The organism is Bradyrhizobium sp. AUGA SZCCT0177 (assembly GCF_018130125.1).
Lineage (GTDB): Bacteria > Pseudomonadota > Alphaproteobacteria > Rhizobiales > Xanthobacteraceae > Bradyrhizobium.
On the sequence record NZ_JAFCMA010000003.1, the window covers coordinates 124,601 to 147,123 of the forward strand.

The 22,523-nt window shown below is 61.4% G+C and carries 19 protein-coding genes; 5 read left to right on the forward strand and 14 right to left on the reverse strand.

The annotated features are described in order from the left end of the window. Window positions 1-11 precede the first annotated feature (11 nt). The 3 genes from JQ597_RS04710 to JQ597_RS04720 form a co-directional block, all read right to left on the reverse strand. Entirely contained in the window at window positions 12-1,742 is a 1,731-nt protein-coding gene (locus JQ597_RS04710; RefSeq protein WP_212263084.1) for a methanol/ethanol family PQQ-dependent dehydrogenase, read from the reverse strand. Between the two features lie 78 nt (window positions 1,743-1,820). Then, window positions 1,821-2,462, reverse strand: a complete 642-nt coding sequence (locus JQ597_RS04715) for a QcrA and Rieske domain-containing protein (protein WP_212263085.1) — start codon at window positions 2,460-2,462, stop codon at window positions 1,821-1,823. A gap of 127 nt (window positions 2,463-2,589) precedes the next feature. Next, the gene (locus tag JQ597_RS04720) at window positions 2,590-2,925 is read right to left on the reverse strand and encodes a hypothetical protein (protein WP_212263086.1); all 336 of its coding nucleotides are present in this window, start codon (window positions 2,923-2,925) and stop codon (window positions 2,590-2,592) included. Window positions 2,926-2,975: 50 nt separating this feature from the next. On the opposite strand from JQ597_RS04720, the gene JQ597_RS04725 reads away from it, so the two are divergent. Both JQ597_RS04725 and rpoH read left to right on the forward strand, forming a co-directional pair. Further along, on the forward strand, window positions 2,976-3,956 hold the full coding sequence (locus tag JQ597_RS04725) for an RluA family pseudouridine synthase (protein WP_212263244.1): 981 nt from the start codon (window positions 2,976-2,978) through the stop codon (window positions 3,954-3,956). 215 nt (window positions 3,957-4,171) lie between these two features. After that, window positions 4,172-5,071, forward strand: a complete 900-nt coding sequence (rpoH, locus tag JQ597_RS04730; protein WP_192736706.1) for an RNA polymerase sigma factor RpoH — start codon at window positions 4,172-4,174, stop codon at window positions 5,069-5,071. A 321-nt stretch (window positions 5,072-5,392) separates the two neighbouring features. Here rpoH and JQ597_RS04735 read toward each other — a convergent pair whose 3' ends face one another. From JQ597_RS04735 to JQ597_RS04750, 4 genes are all read right to left on the reverse strand, one after another. Further along, a complete protein-coding gene (locus JQ597_RS04735; RefSeq protein WP_212263087.1) occupies window positions 5,393-6,016 on the reverse strand; it encodes a peptidoglycan recognition protein family protein in 624 nt (207 codons plus the stop codon). Between the two features lie 39 nt (window positions 6,017-6,055). Further along, the gene (locus JQ597_RS04740; RefSeq protein ID WP_212263088.1) at window positions 6,056-7,273 is read right to left on the reverse strand and encodes a GGDEF domain-containing protein; all 1,218 of its coding nucleotides are present in this window, start codon (window positions 7,271-7,273) and stop codon (window positions 6,056-6,058) included. A gap of 776 nt (window positions 7,274-8,049) precedes the next feature. Then, window positions 8,050-8,664: a LysE family translocator gene (locus JQ597_RS04745; RefSeq protein ID WP_212263089.1), complete on the reverse strand. Its 615-nt coding sequence runs from the start codon at window positions 8,662-8,664 to the stop codon at window positions 8,050-8,052. Between the two features lie 146 nt (window positions 8,665-8,810). After that, window positions 8,811-9,206 carry a response regulator gene (locus tag JQ597_RS04750; RefSeq protein WP_212263090.1) on the reverse strand — a complete coding sequence of 132 codons (396 nt, stop codon included), beginning with the start codon at window positions 9,204-9,206 and terminating at the stop codon, window positions 8,811-8,813. Between the two features lie 148 nt (window positions 9,207-9,354). Here JQ597_RS04750 and JQ597_RS04755 point away from each other — a divergent pair, with 148 nt between their 5' ends. Continuing rightward, on the forward strand, window positions 9,355-10,233 hold the full coding sequence (locus JQ597_RS04755) for an SDR family NAD(P)-dependent oxidoreductase (RefSeq protein ID WP_212263091.1): 879 nt from the start codon (window positions 9,355-9,357) through the stop codon (window positions 10,231-10,233). A 663-nt stretch (window positions 10,234-10,896) separates the two neighbouring features. Here the strand turns inward: JQ597_RS04755 and JQ597_RS04760 are convergent. The 3 genes from JQ597_RS04760 to JQ597_RS04770 all read right to left on the reverse strand — a co-directional run bounded on the left by JQ597_RS04760 (window position 10,897) and on the right by JQ597_RS04770 (window position 13,656). Then, on the reverse strand, window positions 10,897-11,595 hold the full coding sequence (locus JQ597_RS04760; RefSeq protein WP_212263092.1) for a hypothetical protein: 699 nt from the start codon (window positions 11,593-11,595) through the stop codon (window positions 10,897-10,899). Between the two features lie 189 nt (window positions 11,596-11,784). Further along, window positions 11,785-12,591, reverse strand: coding sequence for a lytic murein transglycosylase (locus tag JQ597_RS04765; protein WP_212263093.1), 807 nt, complete (start codon window positions 12,589-12,591; stop codon window positions 11,785-11,787). 249 nt (window positions 12,592-12,840) lie between these two features. Then, complete coding sequence (locus tag JQ597_RS04770) at window positions 12,841-13,656, reverse strand: lytic murein transglycosylase (protein ID WP_212263094.1); 816 nt, start codon at window positions 13,654-13,656, stop codon at window positions 12,841-12,843. 128 nt (window positions 13,657-13,784) lie between these two features. Here JQ597_RS04770 and JQ597_RS04775 point away from each other — a divergent pair, with 128 nt between their 5' ends. Further along, the gene (locus JQ597_RS04775; protein ID WP_212263095.1) at window positions 13,785-14,726 is read left to right on the forward strand and encodes an OmpA family protein; all 942 of its coding nucleotides are present in this window, start codon (window positions 13,785-13,787) and stop codon (window positions 14,724-14,726) included. 94 nt (window positions 14,727-14,820) lie between these two features. Next, window positions 14,821-15,057 carry a hypothetical protein gene (locus JQ597_RS04780; protein WP_212263096.1) on the forward strand — a complete coding sequence of 79 codons (237 nt, stop codon included), beginning with the start codon at window positions 14,821-14,823 and terminating at the stop codon, window positions 15,055-15,057. 40 nt (window positions 15,058-15,097) lie between these two features. On the opposite strand, the gene JQ597_RS04785 is transcribed toward JQ597_RS04780, so the two are convergent. From JQ597_RS04785 to dnaG, 4 genes are all read right to left on the reverse strand, one after another. After that, the gene (locus JQ597_RS04785; RefSeq protein WP_212263097.1) at window positions 15,098-17,014 is read right to left on the reverse strand and encodes a hypothetical protein; all 1,917 of its coding nucleotides are present in this window, start codon (window positions 17,012-17,014) and stop codon (window positions 15,098-15,100) included. Between the two features lie 52 nt (window positions 17,015-17,066). Further along, entirely contained in the window at window positions 17,067-18,035 is a 969-nt protein-coding gene (locus JQ597_RS04790) for a hypothetical protein (protein WP_212263098.1), read from the reverse strand. A gap of 60 nt (window positions 18,036-18,095) precedes the next feature. Next, the gene (gene rpoD / locus JQ597_RS04795; protein ID WP_212207706.1) at window positions 18,096-20,225 is read right to left on the reverse strand and encodes an RNA polymerase sigma factor RpoD; all 2,130 of its coding nucleotides are present in this window, start codon (window positions 20,223-20,225) and stop codon (window positions 18,096-18,098) included. Window positions 20,226-20,476: 251 nt separating this feature from the next. Continuing rightward, window positions 20,477-22,513 (reverse strand): DNA primase, encoded by a 2,037-nt coding sequence (dnaG, locus tag JQ597_RS04800; RefSeq protein WP_212263099.1) that lies wholly within the window; start codon window positions 22,511-22,513, stop codon window positions 20,477-20,479. Window positions 22,514-22,523 lie beyond the last annotated feature (10 nt).

The window sequence follows — 22,523 nt, forward strand, 5'->3', positions numbered from 1 at the left end:
TTGTTCGGCCGTCACTTCTTGACGGCGAATACCCAGACGACGCCGCCTTGCGGCACGTTGTTCTCGACACCCACGTTATTCTGCGTCGCCAGCGCGTCCTGGATGCGTTGTGCATCCACGCCCCAGCCGGACTGCACGGCGATATATTGCGTGCCGTCGACCTCATAGGCGATCGGCATGCCCACGATGCCGGAGTTGGTCTTCTGCTCCCACAACTTCTCGCCCGTCTTGGCGTGGTAGGCACGGAACATGCGGTCGTTGGTGCCGCCAACGAAAACGAGGTCACCCGCCGTCGCAGTCACCGAGCCGAACAATTGCGATTTGGGGAAATTCTGCTGCCAGACCTTTTTCCCGGTGGCCGGATCCCACGCCTGCAGTTCGCCAAAATGATCAGCGCCGGGGCGAACCTTCAGGCCGATGTCCTCGGGCTTGGTGCCGAGCCAAAGCTGGCCCGCAACCAGCGGCACTTTCTCGCCGGTGAAGCCGCCGCAGAAATTCTCGTTGGCGGGCACGTAGACCAGGCCGGTCTTCTGGCTATAGGCCGCCGACGGCCAATCCTTGCCGCCCCACAGTGACGGACAGAACTCGACCCGCTTGCCAATCACCGGCTTGTGCGCGGGATCGACGATCGGCCTGCCGGTCTCCGGCTCGATTCCTTTCCAGACGTCGGTGTGAACAAAGGGCCAGCCGCTGACGTAGTTGATCTTGTCCGCCTTGCGCTCGAGCACCCAGAAGATCGCGTTGCGGCCGGGATGAATCAGGCTCTTGATGGTGCGACCGTCCTTTTGCAGGTCGACCAGCATCGGCGCCTCGACCTCGTCCCAGTCCCATGAATCGTTCTGATGGTACTGGAAGTATGTCTTTATCCTTCCGTTCTCGGGGGCGAGCGCGAGCACCGAGGTTGAGTAGAGATTGTCGCCGGGATGAGTATTGCCCGGCCAGGGTGCGGCATTGCCGGTGCCCCAATAGATGGTCTTGGTTTCGATGTCGTAGTTGCCGGTCATCCAGGCCGGCGCGCCGCCCGATTTCCAGTCGTCACCGGTCCAGGTTTCGTGCCCGGGCTCGCCTGGACCCGGAATCGTAAAGGTGCGCCACAGTTCCTTGCCGTTCTCGGCATCGTACGCGACAACATATCCGCGCACGCCGAATTCACCACCGGAACCGCCGACGATCACCTTGCCGTCGACGATCAGCGGCATCAGCGTCAGGTACTGACCCTTCTTGTAGTCCTGAACCTTGGTGTCCCACAGCACCTTGCCGGTCTTGGCGTCGAGCGCGACGACGTGATCGTCGGTGGTCGCGAGATACAACTTGTCCTGCCACAATCCGACGCCGCGGTTGGTCGGATGCAATTGAAAGAGATCGTCGGGAAGCTGGCGCTTGTATCGCCAGTACTCGTCGCCAGTCTTGGCATTGAGCGCGATCACCTGCCCCGCAGGCGTCGCGACGAACATCACGCCATTGTTGACGATCGGCGGCGCCTCATGGCCTTCGACCACACCGGTCGAGAAGGTCCATACCGGCGTGAGGTCCTTGACGTTCGAGGTGTTGATCTGGTCGAGCGGGCTGTAGCCCTGCCCGTCATAAGTCCTGCGATACAGCATCCAGTTGCCGGGTTCGGGTTTTTCGAGGCGGGCCGACGTCACCGGGCTGTAATTCTCGATCGGTCCAGCGCCGGCGGCGGCTGAGACAAGGCACGTGAATGCGACAGAGCTCGACAATAACCATTGTTTCGCGGTCATGAGACGCAACCTCCCTGTTTTGTTTTTTTTCATTCATTCCATGGTCGTGCGAAAACCCGATGCGGCTTCATCCCCGCGTTAGGTACCTACCTTTCCGATGAATGTTGCAGTGACGGTGAGGGCACCATCGGAGATCGCCAGCGGAAGCGCCGCCAGTCGCCGCGGCGCCGGCCCGAACAGGACTTTTGCGCTTTCCCGCGGATCATATTCGGAGTTGTGGCAGGCACATTTGAACACGAGCTTGTCGCCCGAGGCCTGTTTCACCCAGCCGGTGACGGGGCATCCCGTGTGCGAACAGATCAGCGAATAGGCGACGATGCCGTCGGCGCTGCGTGATCGCGTGTCGTCGTCCAGCTCGGCTGGATCGAGCCTGACCACCAAAAGCTCGTTCAACCGCGAGCCCTTGCGGATCACGGCGGTCTTGGGGTCCTTTGGCCAGGCGCGCACGGGAGGCCCGCCGAGCTTCAAATCCTCGGGCTTGATGACCTCGCCCGCGCGGTCCCCTTCCGAGAAAACGAGCGTGTCGGCTTTTTGCGGCCGCAGATTGCTGCCGGGCTGATCATCCTCCGCAACGGAGGGCTCTGGAGCAGCAAGACAGGCGCAAGTCGCAAGCGCCGTCAGCAACATCGCGCGCCGCGTCGGATCGGAACATGAAACCGCGCCATCGTGTTCGACGATGTCGTCGATGGGAACCGCGGCGCTGGGGTTGGATTCCGACATGACGCAAGCTGAGCGTGCAACTCAGCCAAAAAAATGGCGAGCGTCCAACTTGCCAGCGTTGCTGCTACGCGAAAAATCACCTTGCATTCTGAAGTTGAGTTCGACGAGCGGCCGTTGATCGCTCCGCTCAGGGCTCGCTCACGAACTTCAGCTGCCCTGCAGGTTTCAGCGTCTTTGCATCAAATGTGCGGATTTCAGTTACGCCGCCGATATCGAGGGTCACGACCAGCCGGTCGCCGGCGACGCCGGTGGAGACGATACGGGCGCCTTTCGGCAGCGTCGCCGTGGTATCTGATATCGCTGCGGGGCTTCCCTCGCTGCGATAAAGACGATAGCCGATGGCGGTCAGGACGATGGCGACGGCGAGCGCCGAGGTCAGGCCTGCGATCAGCATCATCCGCCGCACCCGCGCAAACAGCGCGGCCTGTTCGGGGGTCGGTTCGGGCGCAACGGTTTCAGTCATGCAAAGGCTCTTCTTTGGAACAAGTCACGTCTTCGAATAACGGCGAGAGGCTGGAGGTCACGGTCGGCGGCGACGAAGGATCGCCCCGGCTCGACCGTGTGCTCGCGGTGCTTCGCCCCGAACTGTCGCGGTCCCGCCTGAAGGCGTTGATCCTCGCCGGTTCCGTCACCGCCAAGGGCACCCCCATTCGCGACCCCGCTTATCATGTTGCCAAAGGCGATACGATCACAATCGACGTCCCGGAGGCCACCCCGCCCGAGCCAAAGGGCGAGGATATCGCGCTCGATATCGTGTTCGAGGATGAGGACATTATCGTCATCGACAAGCCAAAGGGCCTGGTCGTGCATCCCGCTGCCGGCCATGAAACCGGCACGCTCGTCAACGCGCTGATTGCCCATTGCGGCGCAAGCCTTTCCGGCATCGGCGGCGTCCGCCGCCCGGGCATCGTGCACCGGCTCGACAAAGACACGACGGGGTTGATGGTCGTCGCCAAAAACGACCGCGCGCACCAATCACTCACGGCGCAATTCGCCGACCATGGCCGTACCGGCCCAATGCGGCGCGGCTATATGGCCTTTATCTGGGGCGTGCCGAACCGCCAGCGCGGCACGGTCAATGCGCCGATCGACCGGCATCCCTTTGCCCGCGAGAAAATGGCGGTCCGCGACAGCGGCCGTGAAGCGGTTACTCATTGGGAGTTGCAGGCGGCCTTCAATGGTCGGGACGGCAAACCGGTCGCCTCACTGCTGGCCTGCCAACTCGAGACCGGACGGACCCATCAGATCCGGGTGCATCTTTCCCATATCGGCCACCCCCTGATGGGCGACGCGGTCTATGGCCCGCACTTCAAGACCAAGGCCGGCCAGCTCCGGCCTGGAGGTCAGACGGCCTTGGCCGCCCTCGGCCGGCAGGCCCTGCACGCCTACCTGCTTACCTTGGAGCATCCCCGGACCGGAGAGCTTTTGCACTGGGAAGCGGCTTTGCCGGAGGATTTGCTTCTCTTGAAAGGCGCCCTCGAAGCGGCGCTATGACGCAGCCGATCCAGAAAAGCGTTGCTATGACAACAGGTTATAGCTGGCACACGGGGACGTGACGTCAGCAATCCTTCCCTATTGGCCCCCATTTGGTGTATGTTGCACCTGCGTTGAATATCCAACGCGGAACATCGCAGCCCGGCTGGCTTTAACACAGCGGCCGTCTGCCGGGCCCGCCGCTATCGGGGGCCTGAACCACTGGAGGGCGCTAAATGGCCCGTACAGCTACGTTACCGGTTCTCAATGGAGAATCCGGTCTTTCCCGGTACCTCGCCGAGATCCGCAAATTTCCGATGCTGGAACCCCAGCAGGAATACATGTTCGCCAAGCGTTGGCGTGAACATGACGATCGCGACGCGGCACATCACCTTGTCACCAGCCATCTCCGGCTCGTCGCCAAGATCGCCATGGGCTATCGCGGCTACGGCCTGCCTATTTCCGAGGTCGTCTCGGAAGGCAATGTCGGCCTGATGCAGGCGGTCAAGCGGTTCGAACCCGAAAAGGGCTTCCGACTCGCTACCTACGCCATGTGGTGGATCAAGGCGTCAATACAAGAGTACATTCTGCGTTCCTGGTCGCTCGTGAAAATGGGCACCACCGCGAACCAGAAAAAGCTGTTCTTCAACCTGCGCAAGGCGAAGAGCAAGATCTCCGCGCTGGACGAGGGCGATCTCCGCCCCGATCAGGTGGCGATCATTGCCAAGCGCCTCGGCGTGACGAATCAGGACGTGATCGACATGAACCGCCGCCTCGGTGGCGACGCGTCGCTCAACGCTCCGATCCGCGATGACGGTGAAGCCGGCGAATGGCAGGACTGGCTGGTCGATAACTCGCCCAACCAGGAAGCCATCATGGCTGAACACGAGGAGTTCGATCATCGTCGGCAGGCGCTGAACGGCGCCATCGGTGTGCTCAACCCGCGCGAACGCCGCATCTTCGAGGCGCGGCGTCTGGCGGAAGAGCCGATGACGCTGGAAGACCTCGCCGCCGAATTCGGCGTGTCGCGCGAGCGCGTGCGGCAGATCGAGGTCCGTGCTTTCGAGAAGGTGCAGTCGGCCGTCAAGGGCACGATTGCCCGGCAGGAAGCCGCCGTGCTCGAAGCCGCGCACTGATTTCGCGGCCAAGGCAATGAACGACGAAAGCCGGCGGCAACGCCGGCTTTTTTGTTTTGGGGGGTGCTGGTTCTACACCTCCGCTGTCGTCCCCGCGAAGGCGGGGACCCATACCCCGCAGCCGATGTGAGAGGGCAGTGTTAGTTGCCTTTCTTACCACGTCGCATCAATGAATATTTGTGGCTATGGGTCCCCCGATGTGCAATTGCACATCTGAGCTCAAGGCCGGGACGACGAACTCACTAATACGCCGCAGATAATCCTCGATACTGACTGGTGGACTGGTTCAACGTGCTCCAGCAGCGCGCCGAGACTGAGAGCTTATTCGCCCCACTCCCGCGCCAGCTTTGCAAGCTCGCAGCCTTCGCAATACCGGGCGTCCTTGAAGTCGATCCAGTTATGCGCATAGACCCGCGTCAGCGGGATGCCGTAACGCGTGCGCAGTACCTTGACCAGGATGCGCCACGCCGCCACCTGCGCCTCGGTGGGGCCGCGCGTCACGTCGGGAAAATTGCCGGCGAATTCCACGCCGACCGAATTGTTGCCCACCACCTGACGAAAGGTCGGACCGTTGTCGATGTATTTGTTGTCGTTGCGGTTGCCGCCGTCGCCGTGGGTCGGCACCAGATTTTCCGGCACCGCCCAGTACACGGTGCCGTCGGTTTCGACCCAGACCATGACGCCGCGCCGCGTCGGATTTTTGAATTGCGCCTGCGCACCGCCGCGGGCCGAGCCGGCCGGGCCTTCGGTCTGGTGCACGATGATGTTGCGCCAGGGATGCGCCTTTGCAACGTCGCCCCATGGCGCCAGCCAGACCATCTTCAACCCCGGAATCTCGGGCGTGCCGGACGATCGCGCGATGGTGGCGAGGTCGGGCGTTTGGGCAGCAGCGGGAAGAGTGAACGCGATGGCGCAGAGCGCAATCGCAAGGCGGCGGAGCTTCATACGCTAAGGATCCAATGACGACCCCTTGAGTAACATGGTTCAGGCGCGCTTGCGCAAGCTCGCATCCGCCAGCACGGATATTTCGATCCCGGGCGCCAGCGGCGGCGCGGGCTCGTAGGTCGCAAAGCAGTTTCGGCCGCCCTTCTTGGCGTCGTAGAGCGCGTGGTCGGCGGCCGCAATCAGACGGTCGGGGAACGCCCCCATCTCCCGGGTCCATTGTGCGACGCCGATCGAGACCGAGATCGGAATATCCTTGCCCATGCATTGTTCGGCATCGGCGCGGCATACTTCCAGTACCCGGCGCGCGATCATCGCGCCCTCGCGCAAGGTCGAGGACGGCAGCACGATGCAGAACTCGTCGCCGCCCGACCGCGCCAGCATGTCGCCGGGGCGCAGGCGGGTTTGCGCCATCAGGGTGAAATGCTGCAGGCAGGCGTCGCCGGCGGCGTGACCGTAGGTGTCGTTGATGCCCTTGAAGCCGTCGAGGTCGATCACCAGCAGCGCGAACGGCTGGTTGCTGCGCTCCGAGCGGGCGCATTCCTCGGTCAGGCGCTGCACCAAATGGCGGCGGTTGCCGACGCCGGTGAGGTCGTCGAGCAGCGCCAGATCGGCGACTTCGCTGCGCAGATGGTCCATCGCCATCAGCAGGAAGCCGAAATTCAGCGCCATCGACAGGAACACCATCACCAGGATCATACCCGACTGCACCGGGCTGAAATGCATGTAGTTGACATTGCCGACGATGCCGCCGACCAGCCGGACTCCATAGATGGCGATGATGAGGCTGGCGACGATGGCAGCCAGCCGCGCACCCGGATTGACGCGGCCCTGATGCGGGGTCAGCAGCAATTTGATGCTCAGCGCCAGCGGAAGAACCTGGGCGATGGTGAAGATGGTGATGCGCGCCGGCGCGCTGTCATAGGCGAACATGAAAAAGGAAAGGCCGGCGAAGCTCAGCCCCATGACCAGCCAGGTGGCGCGCCACGACACCGGCTTTTCGAAGAATTTCTGGACGCCCATCGCGGCGAGGCAGAGCGCGAAAATCATCGCGGTGCCCGCGATGAGCAGCGGCCAGAGTGCGTCGGTCATGACGCGCAGCATCGCCACGGCCGCGCCTGCCGCCGCCACGAACGAGGAGCCGGTCCAGTATCGCGCGGCATAGAACGACGGATAGCTGCGGATCACGTAGGCCCAGATCAGACCCAGCGCGAGAAAATTGATGACGAACACCGTCCACAGCGTCGGAACGCTCAGCATCGCGTGTCCGGGACGTTTGCGGCCCCGTCTCCCCTGTTAGATCGCCCCATCAGATCGCTCAAGGCTTGCACCTCCGCGGGCGTTTCCCCGATCGACAATCCCCGTTGTCTTACGGACAAGGTGCGCCCTTCTCGCTTAACGGACTCTCACCGTCGCCGGGTAATCAATACCGTGGTTTTAAATTGATGAAGAGCGCGCGCGTTGGGGCATCGTTAAGCATGACGCGGAAGGCACCATCGGTGTTGCGAACGGCATTTCGGCGGAAAAGCACGTCAAAATGCATAACACCTGTGGATAACGTGATGACGGCGACGTGACAGCACGCGGCAGCGCGCCGCGAATCTGTTGCAATTGCAATCGAGGATGTTGCGAGGTTGGCCCTCCGCCAAGCATGCCTCGGAGTCGCGTTTCAATCCATTAAAACCTTGAGAGGATTTACTATGGCTAAGAAAGCGAAGAAGGCGAAAAAGGTGAAGAAGGCGAAGAAGGCCAAGAAGTCGAAGAAGTGAATTTTGGCCCGGGTGGGGCGCTCAGTTCCGCCCGGGCTTCCACCTTCGAGGCCCCACTTTCAAAGCTCGACTTTCAAGGCTCTACTTACGTTCAAGGCTTCCACTTTCAAGCCTCCCAATTGCAAAACCATTCGATTTCGAAAGCAGCGGGCCTCGGGCCCGCTTTTTGTTTCCGGGTCATCGCCCGGCTTGACCGGGCGATCCAGTACACACCGACAGACCTTGAGTCCTGGATGCCCCGGTCAAGCCGGGGCATGACGAAAACATCTATCTCTCCGCAAACGCCAGCTTCGCGCCCAGCGCGGCAAATCCCGCCGCAAAGCTGCGGCGCAGCCAGCTCATCACCCTCGGCCGGGTGATGACGCGGTCGCGGACGCCGGCCGCGAACAGGCCGTAGAGCGCGAACACCGCAAACGTCATCGCCATGAAGACCCCGCTCAATTCCAGCATCCGCGCCAACGGATAGGCCTCGTCCACCGCGATGAACTGCGGCAGGAAGGCGAGGAAAAAGATCGAGAGTTTTGGATTGAGGATGTTGATCAGGACCGCCGTGACGATCACCCGCCGGCTCGATCGCCCCGGCGCCGGCCGGGCGTCGATCGCAAGCACACCGGTTTCGCGCAGCGCCTGCCAGGCCATGAAGAGCAGATAGACCACGCCGCACCATTTCAACACCGCGAACGCCAAAGCGCTGGTATGCAGCACGGCCGCAAGCCCGAGCATCGCCGCCAGCATCTGCGGCAGGATCCCGAGCGTGCAGCCGAAGGCGGCGGCGATCGAGGCGCGGCCGCCTTGCGTCAGCGCCACCGCCAGCGTGTAGAGCACGCCGGTGCCGGGGGATGCGACCACGATCAGCGTGGTGAGCAGGAAGGATAGTGTCATGGACCGGCCCCATCGGCTGCGAGCATGGCCGGCCATATCATGGCGCGGCGGGTCGCGGAAGCAGCGCAGCCGCACCGCTGGGATCACGAAGCCGTGCTGGCCACCGGGTCAAGCCCGGCCATGACAGATGATGGATCGTCGGCCCGCTACGCCTCGCCCATCCGGCTCCAGGCGATCGACATCCTTTCCGCCTCGCGGATCACATCCAGCGGCGCCCAGGGCTTCGCCCAGAATCTGGCGCCATCCGGCAGCTTCTGCCGCAGCGGTTTGCCCGAGGTGACGATCACATCGATGTCCGGATTAATGTTCTTGGCGACATGCGCGAGCTCAACGCCGTTCTTGTGGCCGGCGAGCTGGACGTCGGTCATCATCAGGACAAGGCTCGCCCCCGCCTCTTCCAGTACCAGTTCGGCGGCCTCCGCGCTTTCGCACTCGATCACGTCCATGTCGCTTTCTTCCAGCAACAGGCAGATCATTTCCCGCTGCATCGGATCGTCTTCGACAACGAGTGCGGTCGCACGAAAGGGTTTTGATTGTCCCATGAGTCGCCCTCCTGAATGGGTATTCATCAACCTAACGGGGGTTAAAGCCGAAAATCGCTTTATGTTCGGTTCCAATTTGCGAAAGATGCGGGAACCCGCCCCGCAACGCGCGCCTGCCTGTTTTCTCATCTGTCGGAGCTGACCTCGCATGACTGCCATCAATGGATCGGCCGCCGCCGTGACCGGCGCGGCCAGCGGCATCGGCCGCGCTTTGGCGCTTGAACTGGCCGCGCGCGGCTGCGATCTCGCGCTCGCCGACCGCGACGAAGCCGGGCTGCAGCAGGTCGCCGCCGAGATCGCCAAGGCCGATGTCACCAAGGCCGAGATCACCAAGGCGCAGCCGCGCAAGGTCTCGACGCACCGCGTCGATGTCGGCGAGCCCGGCCAGATCGCGGAATTCGCAGCCGCCGCCAGCGCCGCGCATCCCAGGCTGAACATCGTGATCAATAATGCCGGCGTCGCATTGCTCGGCCAGTTCAGCGAGATCGAACAGGCGCAGATGGACTGGCTGTTCAACATCAATTTCTGGGGCACGGTGCACGGCACGCGCGCGTTCCTGCCGATTCTGGCGAAGCAGCGTGAGGCGCATATCGTCAATCTCTCCTCGATCTTCGGCATCATCGCGCCGCCCGGCCAGACCGCCTATTGCGCGGCGAAATTCGCGGTGCGCGGCTTTTCGGAAAGCCTGCGGCATGAGCTCGCGATGGCGAACAGCCCGGTGCGATTGTCGGTGGTGCATCCCGGCGGCGTCGCCACCAGCATCGCGCGCAACTCCCGCACCGGCACCGGCGTCACCGACAACGCCCGCCGCGCGCAATCGATCGACCGCTTCGATGCGGTGGCGAAGACGACGCCGCCGGCGGCGGCGCAGCGCATCATCCTCGGCATCGAGAAAAACCAGCCACGGATTCTGATCGGCAGCGACGCATGGTACATGGACCTCCTGCAGCGCTTCCGGCCGGCGACGTATTGGGCGGTGCTGGCGAAGCGGCTGGAGAAGGCTGTCAGTGCGGGGAAGGTTTCGTAGCGCCATACATTCTATGTCGTCCCGGGCTTGACCCGGGACCCATAGCCACCGGCGGCAATTGTTTTTCACGAGCGTCGTTAACTTTCTTTTTTATCAATGAGGGCCGCGGAGTATGGGTCCCGGCGTTCGCCGGGACGACGTGGATATAGCTTCGCGATCTCGCGACGCAATGCGCCCGAGGTTTGCTCTCAAACTTCCCGCCCTCATCAAGAGGGCGCAGGGAATGCCGGATGCGCGCTGCACCCGCGGTCTCATGTGCGATTGTGCATAAGAATGCTGCACACGAGCATACAGGGCAGCGGAGAACATCCGACATTCCCTGCGCAGTGGCTTTACGGCTTATGACGCGCTCTCCCCGGTGAGACGGCCTCTATTGCCACCGTCGCCCCTCGGAAGCGTTGGCTCCCGAAAGACTTGACGCCGTTACGGGCGCCAGGACCACACGCTTTCGCCGTACGCATCAGTCGCGACCGTCAATCGCAACCTCAGCGTCCACCGCAACCCGCCCCTCGTCGTGACGACGGCCGACGCCCACTCTGAGTGGGACGGGATGAGTGAGAATGTGCCGGTGATTTGGCTCGAAGGAAAGGGAAAAGTTTTTGATTTTCGGAAATTTCTGACTTGACACGATTTCTGACAATCAGAACTGATTTGCCCGTCGGGTTATTTTGTCGCAGGATCGGATTGAAGCGCGTCCGCCGCCATGATCGCCGCGGCGGCAACCAACACGATGCACGCGCCGGCCAGCACGACGGAGAGCGACGGTGCACCGTGCAGCCCGCCCGCCATGATGCCCCAACTGGGCCGCGGCGGCTCTAGGCCGAGGCCGATCGCGTCCAACGCGCTGACCGGCACGATGAGCCAGCCGAGCAGCAGCAAGCCGAGGCGTGCGAGCGATGGCGGGGCCGTAACCCGCAGATAGGCTACGGCGACGGAAAACATCATTCCGAAGCCGACGATGCTCCTGCCGTGTCCGGGACCGAGCCAGGCGATGCCAGCGATGACAGCAAGAAAGCCCGGCAACAACGATGCAGCGCCGAGAGCTGCGAGCATGATATGGCCGACGGGCGAACGCCCGAGCAGGAATTTCGGCGCCACGAACAGGGCGCGCGCGAGAACAATGACGACGCGTTCGAACCGCCGCGTCAGGAGACGCACCATCAGGCCGGTCGCCAGAGCGAACGCTGCCGTCGCCAAGGTTTGCCCCAGCGTATAGGTTGCGCCGGCGAGCAGTCGGCTGAGCGTATCGCGGCCGAGCTCATCGCGGCCGAGCCAGTTGGCGAAGTCGGGCACGGCGAACCGCATGGGAAGGTTGACGCCCAAATAAGCGTCCGGAGACAGCAGCGCGCCGCCGATCGCCAATTGCCGCACCGGTCACGAGGATAGTTGCGCCGACAGTCAAGCGGATTGAAGCCACGGCACCCACCCTTTGCTTTCATGGAGTCGGGTAGTCGCGTCCAGGCCGCGTTGCGTTCAGGGGCACGGTGCCACTTCACGGAAGCGGTGGGTTACGCTCCGCTAACCCACCCTACGCAGTCGCGATTGCCTCGCTTACCGCCCCGCCAATTGATCCGCAAAATAGCCGATCGTCTTGCGGTAGATCGTGGCTCTGTTCCACTCGCGCATCGCTTCGAAATTCGGCGTGCCTTCGCTGTAGGGCGCGCCGGGCTTGAAGCCGGAGACGTGCAGGAGATTGGCGGTCGAGGCGAGCACGTCGGGGACGCTGTGGCGCAGGTCGACGTGGCCGTTGCCGTCGAAATCGACGCCGTATTTGATGTAGGACGACGGCAAAAATTGCGTCTGGCCGATCTCGCCGGCGAAGGCGCCGATCATATCGCGCAGCGGCAGGTCGCCGCGCTGCACGATCTTGAGCGCCGCGATCAGCTCGCCCTGGAACAATTCGGTGCGGCGGCAATCATGCGCCATGGTGGCGAGCGTGCGGACGACCGGCATCTTGCCGACGTCGCCCTTGCCGAAATCGGATTCCAGTCCCCAGATCGCGACGATGATCTCCGGCGGCACGCCGTACTGCTTCTCGATCCGCGACAGCAGCGAGGCGTGCTTCAGCAGCATCTGCCGCCCCATCTTGATCCGCCCGGGCCCGACGCGGGTCGAGACATATTGCTCGAACGTCTTGTTGAAGGTGCCGCGCTGGCGGCGGTCGAAGGCCAGCACCGCGGGATCCTGCGTCACGCCCGACAGCGCCTGCGAAATCACGCCTTGCGAAACGCCGGCGGCGGCGGCCTCCTGCGATATCGCCGCCACGAAGGCGTTGAAATCGCCGCCGCAGCGGGCGGCGTGAGCGGGGCTGGCGGCGATGACGGCGCCGAACAAAACGGCCAAACAAAGCTTACGCATGCGAATCCCTTGTAACGTCCAGGTTGTGTCGATCATGCCATGAGAAGAGGGCGCGGAGCTAATTTTCGTCGTCCCGGCCTTGAGCCGGGACCCATACGCCGCGGCTCCCGTTGTAGGAAAAGGAAGATAACGACTGGCGTGTAACCCAACTATCGCCTGTGGTTATGGGTCCCGGGTCAAGCCCGGGACGACAGTTTGTTGTGGCTCAAGCCCGGGACGGCTTTATTTGTGGTTCACACCACACCACCCTCACTCGCTCCCTCCGTCGATCTGCCGCCCCATCAGCGCGATCGCCTTCTGGTAGACGCCGGCGGCGTTCCAGGCCTGGATGGCGGCGAAGTTGGGTTCGCCGGGCTGGTAGCCGGCGCCGGCGCGCCAGCCATGGGCTTTGAGGAAATTCGCGGCCGAGCTCAGCGCGTTGGCGGAGTTCTCGAGATTACCGGTGCCGTAGGCCAGGATGGCCTTGGGCATGAACTGGGTCTGGCCGACTTCGCCGTGCATGGAGCCGCGCTGGGCCGGCGAGAGCACGCCGCGATCGATCAATTGCAACGCCGCGTAAAGGTGCTCGGTGAAGTAGGCGGTGCGCCGGCAGTCATAGGCCAGCGTCGTGATCGAGGAGAGCATGTTCTGGTTGCCGCGCACGGCGCCGAAGCCGGTCTCCATGCCCCAGATCGCGAGCAGCGGCCCCGGCGGCACGCCGTAGCGCTGCTGGATGGAGGAGAACAGCGCGGCCTGCGAATTCTTCAACTGACGCCCCTTGGCGACGATCGCGTTGGCGCCACGCTTGGCGAGAAACTGATCGAGCGACAGCTGAAAGCTGCGCTGGCCGCGGTCGGCATTGATGGTCGCCTGCGCGTAATTCGTCGCCATCATGGCCTGGACGGTCGCGGCGCTGATGCCCTTGGCCCGCGCTTCGCCGGCGAACGACTGCTTCCAGGCCTCAAAGCCGGCGGCCGAGTTGCCGCATTGCGCGGCATTGGCTTGCGAGAAGGATGCCAGGAAAACGGCAAGGAAAACGGCAAGAACAAGGGAGCAGAAGGCAAAGGCATGGCGAAAGAAGTGCATGGGGAAACCATCTTCAGTGTGGGTGCCGGAATATCAGGCCTGCTTCTAGCACGTCTGCCGCCGCGCTTCGAGCGTTGCGGCAAGGCCGCCTGGCCGGTATCTTTCCCAAAAATGCAGAGATTTTCCGGATGCCCCTCCCCCACGCGATCATCAAGCCGCTCCTCGTTTTGCTCGCCTTGTCGCTCGCGCCGGCCGCGGCCCTGGCGCAGACCCGCGATGTCGTGGGCTCAAAGGATTTTCCCGGCATCGGCCGTTTCGCCGGCAGCGTGATCTCAGGGCATCAGGTGAAGAACTTCGATGTCGCGCGGATGCAGGCAGCCGTCTTCAAGGACGGCAAGCCATCGGATACGCCGCGCCTCGAAGGCCGCATCACCCGCATCGCCTATCGCTCTGCTCCCGGCCCCTCGATCACAGAGGTATCCCGGAATTTCGAGACCCAGCTGACAAAAGCCGGATTCGAGACGCTGCTGAGCTGCGACACTGACGCCTGCGGCGGCATTCCCTTCACCGAGGCGATCGAGGCGCTGCCGATCCCGCAGATGTGGGTGGACGGCTTCAACTACCATTATTTTTCGGCGCGCAAGAGCGAGAACGGACGCGAGATTTACGCCAGCGTCGTCGTCAGCGAGAACAACCGCGATATCTACGCGCAGCTCACGATCGCCGAACTCGGCGCGATCGAGAACAAGATGGTGGATGCCACCGTCATGGAGAAGGGTCTGCGCGAGACCGGCCGCGTCGCGCTCTACGGCATCTACTTCGACACCGACAAGGCGATCATCAGGCCCGAGAGCCGCCCCACCCTCGAACAGATCGCAAAGCTGCTGGCCTCGCAGGTCGCGCTCAGCGTCTTCATCGTCGGCCACACCGACAGCCAGGGGCCCTACACCTACAACCTCGACCTCTCGCGCCGCCGCGCCGAAGCGATCGCCGAAGAGCTGGTGAAGAACTATCATATCGGGGCGCCGCGGCTGCGCACCGCGGGCGTGGCGCATCTGTCGCCGGTGGGGTCGAATGCGAGTGAGGCTGGGCGGGCGTTGAACAGGCGGGTGGAGTTGGTGGCGCCGTAGGGGGTGGGGAGCATTGAAATTTCGCTTTGCTCGCATGCCGTATTTGCCAGCTATTTTGCTTTGACAGCGGCGTCCTTATCGAGGACAAGCCCGCATGGCCAAAAAACCCGGTACCAATCCCAAAGGCGAATTCGCCTTTTTCAATGTCGTCTATGAGGACGACTCGCAGCGCTCCAACCGGCGCGTGCCGTCCGAGCTGCTTGGCGGGCTCGACGGCGACGAGCCGGCGCGCGCTTTTATTCTCGAGCAGGACCGCGAGATCGCCGAGAAATCCGGCCGCACCCCGCTGGCGATCAAGAGCATCAGTCGCGTTGGGGCGAAGAAAAAATAGCGTTTCAGAGCAGGATGGCGGATGCCGCGCGCGCCGACATTCACTCTCCTAGAGCAAAGGGATCATCATGCGGCAAATCGTCGGTCGAATGCTGATAACGAACGTCCAATAACTTCTTTGTCGCATCAAAATCTGGCGTCTGCCGGTGGACCTCCAGTCCCCAGGTCTTTAGAGCCGCAATTGCTATAGTTTTTTTCTGTATCGCGACTGTCTCATCGGAAAGTACGCTCAGATCAAACTTTGCATCGCTGACGCGCTCCGCTCGATAGATTCGATCCCACACCGCTTTGCCTAAAGCATGAGGGTCTAAGCCCGGGAACTCCTTCTGAACCTGATATTGTGCAACTATGGCTCCGACGATTCCCAGAATTTGCCAATCGAGAAACCCTTCTGCTCTAAGTTCATGGATTATCGATCTGCAGCGGTCATCGCGGACAATCCTTGGGAGCGTGATTTGAAATGCTTCTCGACCTCTTTCGTAACGATTTCGCAGATACTCATCAGCCTTCTCCTTCGAGTAACCCGGCCCAGGCGTGGATCGCCACTGTAATTCTAACGAACTAACTGGATCGCAACTGGTAGCAAGTTCTCGACGAGTTGAATTAGCTAGCAGAGCAAAAGGCAGACCCTCGGGCTGCACTGAAGAGAGCAATTCTCTGATTGGTCGTACCGAGAAAAATCGTGCAGCTAAACCCCGCTTAAAGCGGTCATCTGTTAGGGTTTGAAACGTCTCAAACGGTAGCGCACTGGCTTGCCCAAGGATCGTCAATGCAACTCCGGCCAATCCAAATTCAGTTTCGCTGCAATGGTCGGCGGCCTCATAGTCGGTCGGCATGACCAGTCGCCAAACCAATCTTCCATTATCCGGCAACTGCTCAATTCTCGGTTCGCTCACGCTACGCAGTTCGACCTCTATGGTCGCTTCGGATGGCACGATAACCAAATCAGCGTCCGCAAACTCAACTTGAGCAAGCTGCAGAATCGTCGCCACCTCGACCACGGCAAGCCAACACTCAAGTGTTGGAAGGCTGCCCTTGACCGTCCAAACAACACCAAAAGCAGACCATCTCGCTAGTCGCGGACCGACATCACCGAATGGATGCTGCCCCAACTGGCGAACTATTTTTACTTCAATTTCATCTATCGGTGTATTAGCCCAAGGTGGCCCCTCCGACATTTTAATGAACGCCTCAATCTCTTCTTCAGGAAGCGGCCAGGTCGACATTGCCTTATCAATCAAAGGAACGATCGAACGATCCAAGCGTAGCGCGATCGCGCGCAGAGTTGTTGCTTGCGCAAAGGATGTCTGAACGATGGGGTGCTTCGTCCAATCATGGGGATCGGACCCGAACGCGTGATGAGCGTCTAAAGCGGTCGCCAAGGCATATACGTAAGAAATTCCCTCGCCAGAAGAATGGAAGGTATCAGCAAGACGGAAGAAAGCGGGCGCAGTATGCCGTTTTAATTTTTCGTTCTCTTGGCGAAGTGTAATGAACAGTGCGCCGGCAGCATAATATCTTGCCGCAAAATGAAGCCCCAGCTTCGAAAGCGTATCGCTAATAATCAGCATGGACAGAATAGATCCGCCCATTGTTTCGCCCGAAAACCAGCCAACCTTTGCTTTTTGAAGCTCATCAAGCGCTGCAACGTATCGATGCATTTTTAAGTGCGCGATTGCTCGTCCGCGAGCTCGGTCCGCTGCAGCTCCATGCCCAGCACGTTCGGCTACGACAATATCCACGTCATCTGCGATCCCACGAAACCTCGGATGGGTTCCAAACAAAGGCGTCGCCTGTTCCAATATGTCCGCAACATGCTTGATGGGACAATGGGGCGTTGTCTTTATCTTGTTTACGACATCTCCCCACAAATCAAAGAAGCGGGCGGCCACCTCCTCCGAAGCTAGATTTCTATCAACCGCAAGAGAGCCTACCATTGCTCTCGCGTTGAGCAGCATACAGCGATCGGCATTGCGCCCCTCGTCGGAAAGAGCCAGCTCAATTGCACCCTCAGCGAGATTTTTCCACCCCCCCCACCGTGGTCGCAGATATTGTTGTCTGTCGGTGACCGACAGCTCCCCTAGCGTAAACAGCAAGCACCGCGCCATCCATCAATTCCGCAGCACTGGATTGACCGGAAAGATTAGAAAAATACTCCTGAACATAGGTGCCTGCAGGGTCAAGCGATCCTCTGCCTCGCAATTCAGCAACTGCTATTTCGTAGCGAGCCTTTTGAACCAAGCGACTAGATATGTCATCACTAACAAATCTGCGCATTAGATTAAGCCAAGACGAAAGATCGGGCTTGGACTGCTCATCGAATGACGCGGTTCTCAATCCTTGCTTGATGTCCAAAAAATCGGCATAGTTTTCGGGTTGCATGCGCTGGGTTATCCACCGATTGCGCAATGCCTTGTACTGTTCATCAGTCGATTCTGCGGGCCATTCCTCTGCAGGAACTGACAAGAACTGTTCTGCGATCCAAAATGTGTCGCGTTCGGCCAAAAGATCCGCCAGCGCCTGCCCGTCAAATATCTCCAGGCTCGCACCATAGCTTTCACGACAGAATTCTTGCAATTCATGTCGCTTCGCAACCGGGACATCGGCCTCGCAAAAATACGCTACGTGATCGGGTCGAGGTCCGGCCCCAAAAATTGTCTTGAGATCACCCTTTATTTTTTCAGATATTTTTTTCTGAAGAGAGCAAGCACCAACAATTAGATGCGCGCTTGCATTTGTAACGAATGTCGATGATCCAAGAGAAGAACCAGCCAGATAAGTTCGGTAGCTCTCGAAGTCGCGACCTTGATCGCCTCCCGACTGCACAGGTCCCGTCGCAGGGAGAAGATTTGGCACAACCCTGACCCGCGCGAGTTCAAACGCAAGGTTCTCAAATTCGTGATGAGCATTCCGTGCAGATAATTGCGACAGCTGATATCTAACGTAACCCTTCAGCTGGATGCGATTTCGCGTAGGCATGAATAATCATCACCGCGCATGGCGGGTCCACACTTTGTCAGCATAGGCCGGCAGTATCTCTCAGTTATCCAGGAAGCTCCGCAACTTCCTCGACCGGCTCGGATGCTTCAGCTTGCGCAGCGCCTTGGCTTCGATCTGACGGATACGTTCGCGGGTGACCGAGAACTGCTGGCCGACTTCTTCCAGCGTGTGGTCGGTGTTCATGCCGATGCCGAAGCGCATGCGGAGCACGCGTTCTTCGCGCGGCGTCAGCGAGGCCAGCACGCGCGTGGTGGTTTCGCGCAGGTTGGACTGGATCGCGGCGTCGATGGGCAGGATCGCGTTCTTGTCCTCGATGAAATCGCCGAGATGCGAATCTTCCTCGTCACCAACAGGGGTTTCGAGCGAGAGCGGCTCTTTGGCAATCTTGAGAACTTTTCGAACCTTCTCCAGCGGCATGCCGAGCTTTTCGGCGAGCTCTTCCGGGGTCGGTTCGCGGCCGATCTCGTTCAGCATCTGGCGGCTCGTGCGCACGATCTTGTTGATGGTTTCGATCATGTGCACGGGAATGCGGATGGTGCGCGCCTGGTCGGCGATCGAGCGCGTGATCGCCTGCCGGATCCACCATGTCGCGTAGGTCGAGAACTTGTAGCCGCGGCGGTATTCGAACTTATCGACCGCCTTCATCAGGCCGATATTGCCTTCCTGGATCAGGTCGAGGAACTGCAGGCCGCGGTTGGTGTATTTCTTGGCGATCGAAATCACGAGACGCAGATTCGCCTCGACCATTTCCTTCTTGGCCTGGCGGGCTTCGCGCTCGCCCTTCTGCACACCGTGCACGATCTTGCGGAACTCGCCGATCTCAAGCCCGGTCAGCGCTGCCAGCGACTGGATCTCGTGGCGCAGATCCTTGATGCGGTCCTTTTCGTGATGGACGAAATTCTTCCAGCCTTTTGCCGAGAGTTTCGAGACACGGTTGAGCCAGCGCGGATCGAGCTCCGAGCCCTGGTAGTTGCGCAAAAAGTCCTCGCGCGCGACGCCGTGGCTGTCACCCAAACGAAGCAGGCGGCCTTCGAACGAGACCAGGCGCTTGTTGATGTCGTAGAGCTGCTCGACCAGTGAATCGATACGGGCCTGGTTGAGCCGCAGCGACTTCACCTCGACGATGATTTCGTCCTTCAGCTTCTTGTATTTGCGCTCCTGCGAGGGCGACAGCGTTTCGCTCTGCAGCTGGTTGGCGATGTCCTGTTCTTGAAGACGCCGCAGCTTTTTGTACTCGGAGGCGATCTTGTCGAAGGTCTCGACGACCTTCGGCTTCAGCTCGGCCTCGATGGCCGCGAGCGACATCTGGTTTTCGAACTCGTCGTCGTCCATGTCGCCTTCGGCGGCGGCCTCAGCCGGATCCTTTTCCTCGGTGTCGCCACCGGGCGCGGACGCTGGTGCTGCGCGGAACGGCGTCGCCGACGGCGGGGCGGCCGGCGGCGCGACATGCGCAGGTGCGCCATTGCCGTTGGCAGCAGCGACCGGCTGGCCGTCGGGGCCAACGGGCGCCGCCAGCATCGCCGGGTTCATGTTGTTCTTGGCGTCGGGGCCGGCGTAGGTGGCTTCGAGATCGATGATGTCGCGAAGGAAGATCTTTCCTTCGTTGAGTTCGTCGCGCCAGATGATGATGGCCTGGAAGGTCAGCGGGCTTTCGCAGAGGCCCGCGATCATCGCCTCGCGGCCGGCCTCGATGCGCTTTGCGATCGCGATTTCGCCCTCGCGCGACAGCAGCTCGACCGTGCCCATCTCGCGCAGATACATGCGGACGGGATCGTCGGTGCGCTCGCCGGGCTCGGATTTCTTGACCTCGGTGACGGCCTTCTGCGTGACCTCGACAAGCTCGTTGTCGGTCTCGTCGTCGGCCTCTTCCTTCTCGTCCTCGCTATCAGCCTCTTCGGCCTCGGACACGTTGATGCCCATGTCCGACAGCATCGACATGATGTCTTCGATCTGTTCGGGCGAGGTGGTGTCGGAAGGCAAAACTTCGTTGAGCTGATCGAAGGTCACGAAGCCGCGCTTCTTGGCCTGCTTGATCATCTTCTTGACGGCGGCATCCGACAGATCGAGCAACGGCGACGGGGCGTCCGGCGAGTCCTTCTCGGGGGCGTCCGCTGCCTTGTCGTCTTTTTCCTTGTCTTTAACCTGCAGCGTCTTTGCCTTGGTGGCCATTCATCAAGCTCCCGAAACGCGCTCATGCAGGATGCGGCCGCCGCACCTGCAATACGAAAAGTAAGTCACGACGCGGAAAGGGCGGCGCAGACTGTCGCCACCCCGAATCCCCGTTTCGCCGGTTATGTCTACTAGCCGTAAGGCTCTTAAGCTTCGCTTAACCCTGTTTTTGCAGCCAAACCATGGGTTTGGCGAGTCTTTTAACGGCTCCGGCACGAGCCGTCCGCATCATTTTTTCATCTGACGCTTAATCAGACGCTTTGCCGGAATCGGCCTGAAAGCTCGCCAAAACCCTCAATCAGGGCCTCGGTGCCGTCCAGCGACTCCAAACGGGCGCTGACGTCCTTTAACCACGCCAGATTGGCCTCGCTGGACTCCTCGCCCAGGGCCAGCTCGGCATCCTTCTTTTCCCTAAGTAAGGCGTGTGTTTTCTGATGCAAGGCAACGAGTTGCTGCCAAGTGGAAAGAACGTCTTCCCGGGCGGCGCCGATCTGCACGCCCCAGACCGCCCCGGTCGTGATCGCGCTGCCAACCCTTTGAAGAACTTGCGAAAATCCGCGCGCTTCGAGATCGGCGCGCATTTTCTCGGCCTGTTCTTCGACATCGGGGGAATGGTGATGATCGCCGGCGAAGGCTGCAATAATACCGGCGCGGAGCTTGTTGGCCTCCGGATGGGCCAGTTCCAGGGCCGCCACCTCCTCCAGATGGTCGTGCAATAACCACGGGTGGTTGATCAGGGATTGCAGAATCAGCGCCTCGCGGCGGGACATCGCGCTGCGCTGGCCGCGCATGATCGGGCTATTTGCAAGCTGGGGGCTCGCGGCCTGGTAGGGGCCGCGGTTGATGGTCTGGCTGGCGGAGTTCGCCTGCCCGCGGCCGCCATAGGGGGCCGCCCGGCCCGCCGGGCCCGGGGTGAAGGAGGCGCGGGAGGCAAAACGGCGGCCTGATTCGCCGGGTCGTCCTCCGCCGAAATTGCCGCCGCCGAAATTGCCGCGGCCATAGCCGCCGCGGCCGCTTTCGGGGGCAAAGGTGTTGCGAAGCCGCTCGGAGAGATCCTGGCGATAATAGCGCCGCACCACTTCGTCGCGGATGCCGTTACTGAGTTCGCCGATCCGCGCTTCCAGCGCCGCGCGCCGCTCCGGCGTTGCAAACGTGCCGCCTTCGATCTCGCGCGACCACACGATATCGGCGAGACCACGCGCCGCCGAAATCACTTCCTCGATCGCAGCGCGGCCGCCGGAGCGCGCGAGGTCGTCGGGGTCCTGTCCCTCGGGCAGCAGCGCAAAGCGCAGGCTCTTGCCGGGCTTGAGATGCGGCAGCGCGAGGTCCGCGGCGCGCCACGCCGCTTTCTTGCCGGCCTTGTCGCCGTCGAAGCAAAGGATCGGCTCGTCCGCCATCTTCCACAGCAGCATCAGCTGGTTTTCGGTCAGCGCGGTGCCGAGCGGCGCGACGCTGGCTTTGAAGCCAGTGGTGACCATCGCGATGACGTCGACATAGCCTTCGACCACGATCAAGGACGCGCCGTCATGCGTGGCCTGCCGCGCGGTGGCGAGGTTGTAGAGATTGTCGCCCTTGTGAAACAGCGGGGTTTCCGGCGAATTCATGTATTTGGCGGGAACGTCCTTTTCCAGCGCCCGGCCGCCAAAGGCGATGACGCGGTTGCGCACATCGGTGATGGGAAACATCACGCGGTCGCGGAATTTGTCGTACGGCACCGGGATATCTTCGCCGCCGTTCAGAAGCCCCGCCTCGACCATGTCCTCGGTCGGGATGCCCTGCGCACCCAAAAATTCCTTCAGCGCAAAGCGTTCGCCGGGCGCGTAACCAATGCGAAATTGCAGCTGCGTCGCCGGCGAAATCGCGCGGTCGGCAAGATAGCCGCGCGCCTTGGCGCCGCCCCGCGAAGCCAGCGTGTCGGCGAAGAATTTGGCGGCAAGCTCCATCACGTCATACAGCGTCTTGCGGCGCTGCTCGTGCCTTGCCGCATCCGGCGTTACCGCAGGGAGCGCCATGCCGGCCATCGAGGCGAGGCGTTCGACGGCCTCGGTAAAACCGACGCCCTCGGTCTCCATCAAAAACGAGATGATGTCGCCGTGCTTGCCGGAGGAGAAGTCGTGGTAAAAACCCTTCTGGTCGTTGACCGTAAAGGACGGCGACTTCTCCTGCTGGAACGGCGACAGCCCCTTCCACTCCCGCCCCGCCTTCTTCAGCTTGACGCGCCGCCCCACGACTTCGGAGACCGGAAGCCGGGCGCGCAGTTCTTCGAGGAATTGGGGCGTAAAGCGCATGGGTGAATTG

Bases quoted from the DNA above. Each gene is read 5' to 3' on its own strand.
- JQ597_RS04710 (WP_212263084.1), bottom strand. From the start codon at position 1,742: ATGACCGCGAAACAATGGTTATTGTCGAGCTCTGTCGCATTCACGTGC.
- JQ597_RS04785 (WP_212263097.1), bottom strand. From the start codon at position 17,014: ATGCTGCTCAACGCGAGAGCAATGGTAGGCTCTCTTGCGGTTGATAGA.
- JQ597_RS04780 (WP_212263096.1), top strand. From the start codon at position 14,821: ATGGCCAAAAAACCCGGTACCAATCCCAAAGGCGAATTCGCCTTTTTC.
- rpoH (WP_192736706.1), top strand. From the start codon at position 4,172: ATGGCCCGTACAGCTACGTTACCGGTTCTCAATGGAGAATCCGGTCTT.
- JQ597_RS04745 (WP_212263089.1), bottom strand. From the start codon at position 8,664: ATGACACTATCCTTCCTGCTCACCACGCTGATCGTGGTCGCATCCCCC.
- JQ597_RS04735 (WP_212263087.1), bottom strand. From the start codon at position 6,016: ATGAAGCTCCGCCGCCTTGCGATTGCGCTCTGCGCCATCGCGTTCACT.
- JQ597_RS04750 (WP_212263090.1), bottom strand. From the start codon at position 9,206: ATGGGACAATCAAAACCCTTTCGTGCGACCGCACTCGTTGTCGAAGAC.
- JQ597_RS04770 (WP_212263094.1), bottom strand. From the start codon at position 13,656: ATGCACTTCTTTCGCCATGCCTTTGCCTTCTGCTCCCTTGTTCTTGCC.
- dnaG (WP_212263099.1), bottom strand. From the start codon at position 22,513: ATGCGCTTTACGCCCCAATTCCTCGAAGAACTGCGCGCCCGGCTTCCG.
- JQ597_RS04790 (WP_212263098.1), bottom strand. From the start codon at position 18,035: ATGCCTACGCGAAATCGCATCCAGCTGAAGGGTTACGTTAGATATCAG.
- JQ597_RS04715 (WP_212263085.1), bottom strand. From the start codon at position 2,462: ATGTCGGAATCCAACCCCAGCGCCGCGGTTCCCATCGACGACATCGTC.
- rpoD (WP_212207706.1), bottom strand. From the start codon at position 20,225: ATGGCCACCAAGGCAAAGACGCTGCAGGTTAAAGACAAGGAAAAAGAC.
- JQ597_RS04775 (WP_212263095.1), top strand. From the start codon at position 13,785: ATGCCCCTCCCCCACGCGATCATCAAGCCGCTCCTCGTTTTGCTCGCC.
- JQ597_RS04720 (WP_212263086.1), bottom strand. From the start codon at position 2,925: ATGACTGAAACCGTTGCGCCCGAACCGACCCCCGAACAGGCCGCGCTG.
- JQ597_RS04765 (WP_212263093.1), bottom strand. From the start codon at position 12,591: ATGCGTAAGCTTTGTTTGGCCGTTTTGTTCGGCGCCGTCATCGCCGCC.
- JQ597_RS04755 (WP_212263091.1), top strand. From the start codon at position 9,355: ATGACTGCCATCAATGGATCGGCCGCCGCCGTGACCGGCGCGGCCAGC.
- JQ597_RS04740 (WP_212263088.1), bottom strand. From the start codon at position 7,273: ATGCTGAGCGTTCCGACGCTGTGGACGGTGTTCGTCATCAATTTTCTC.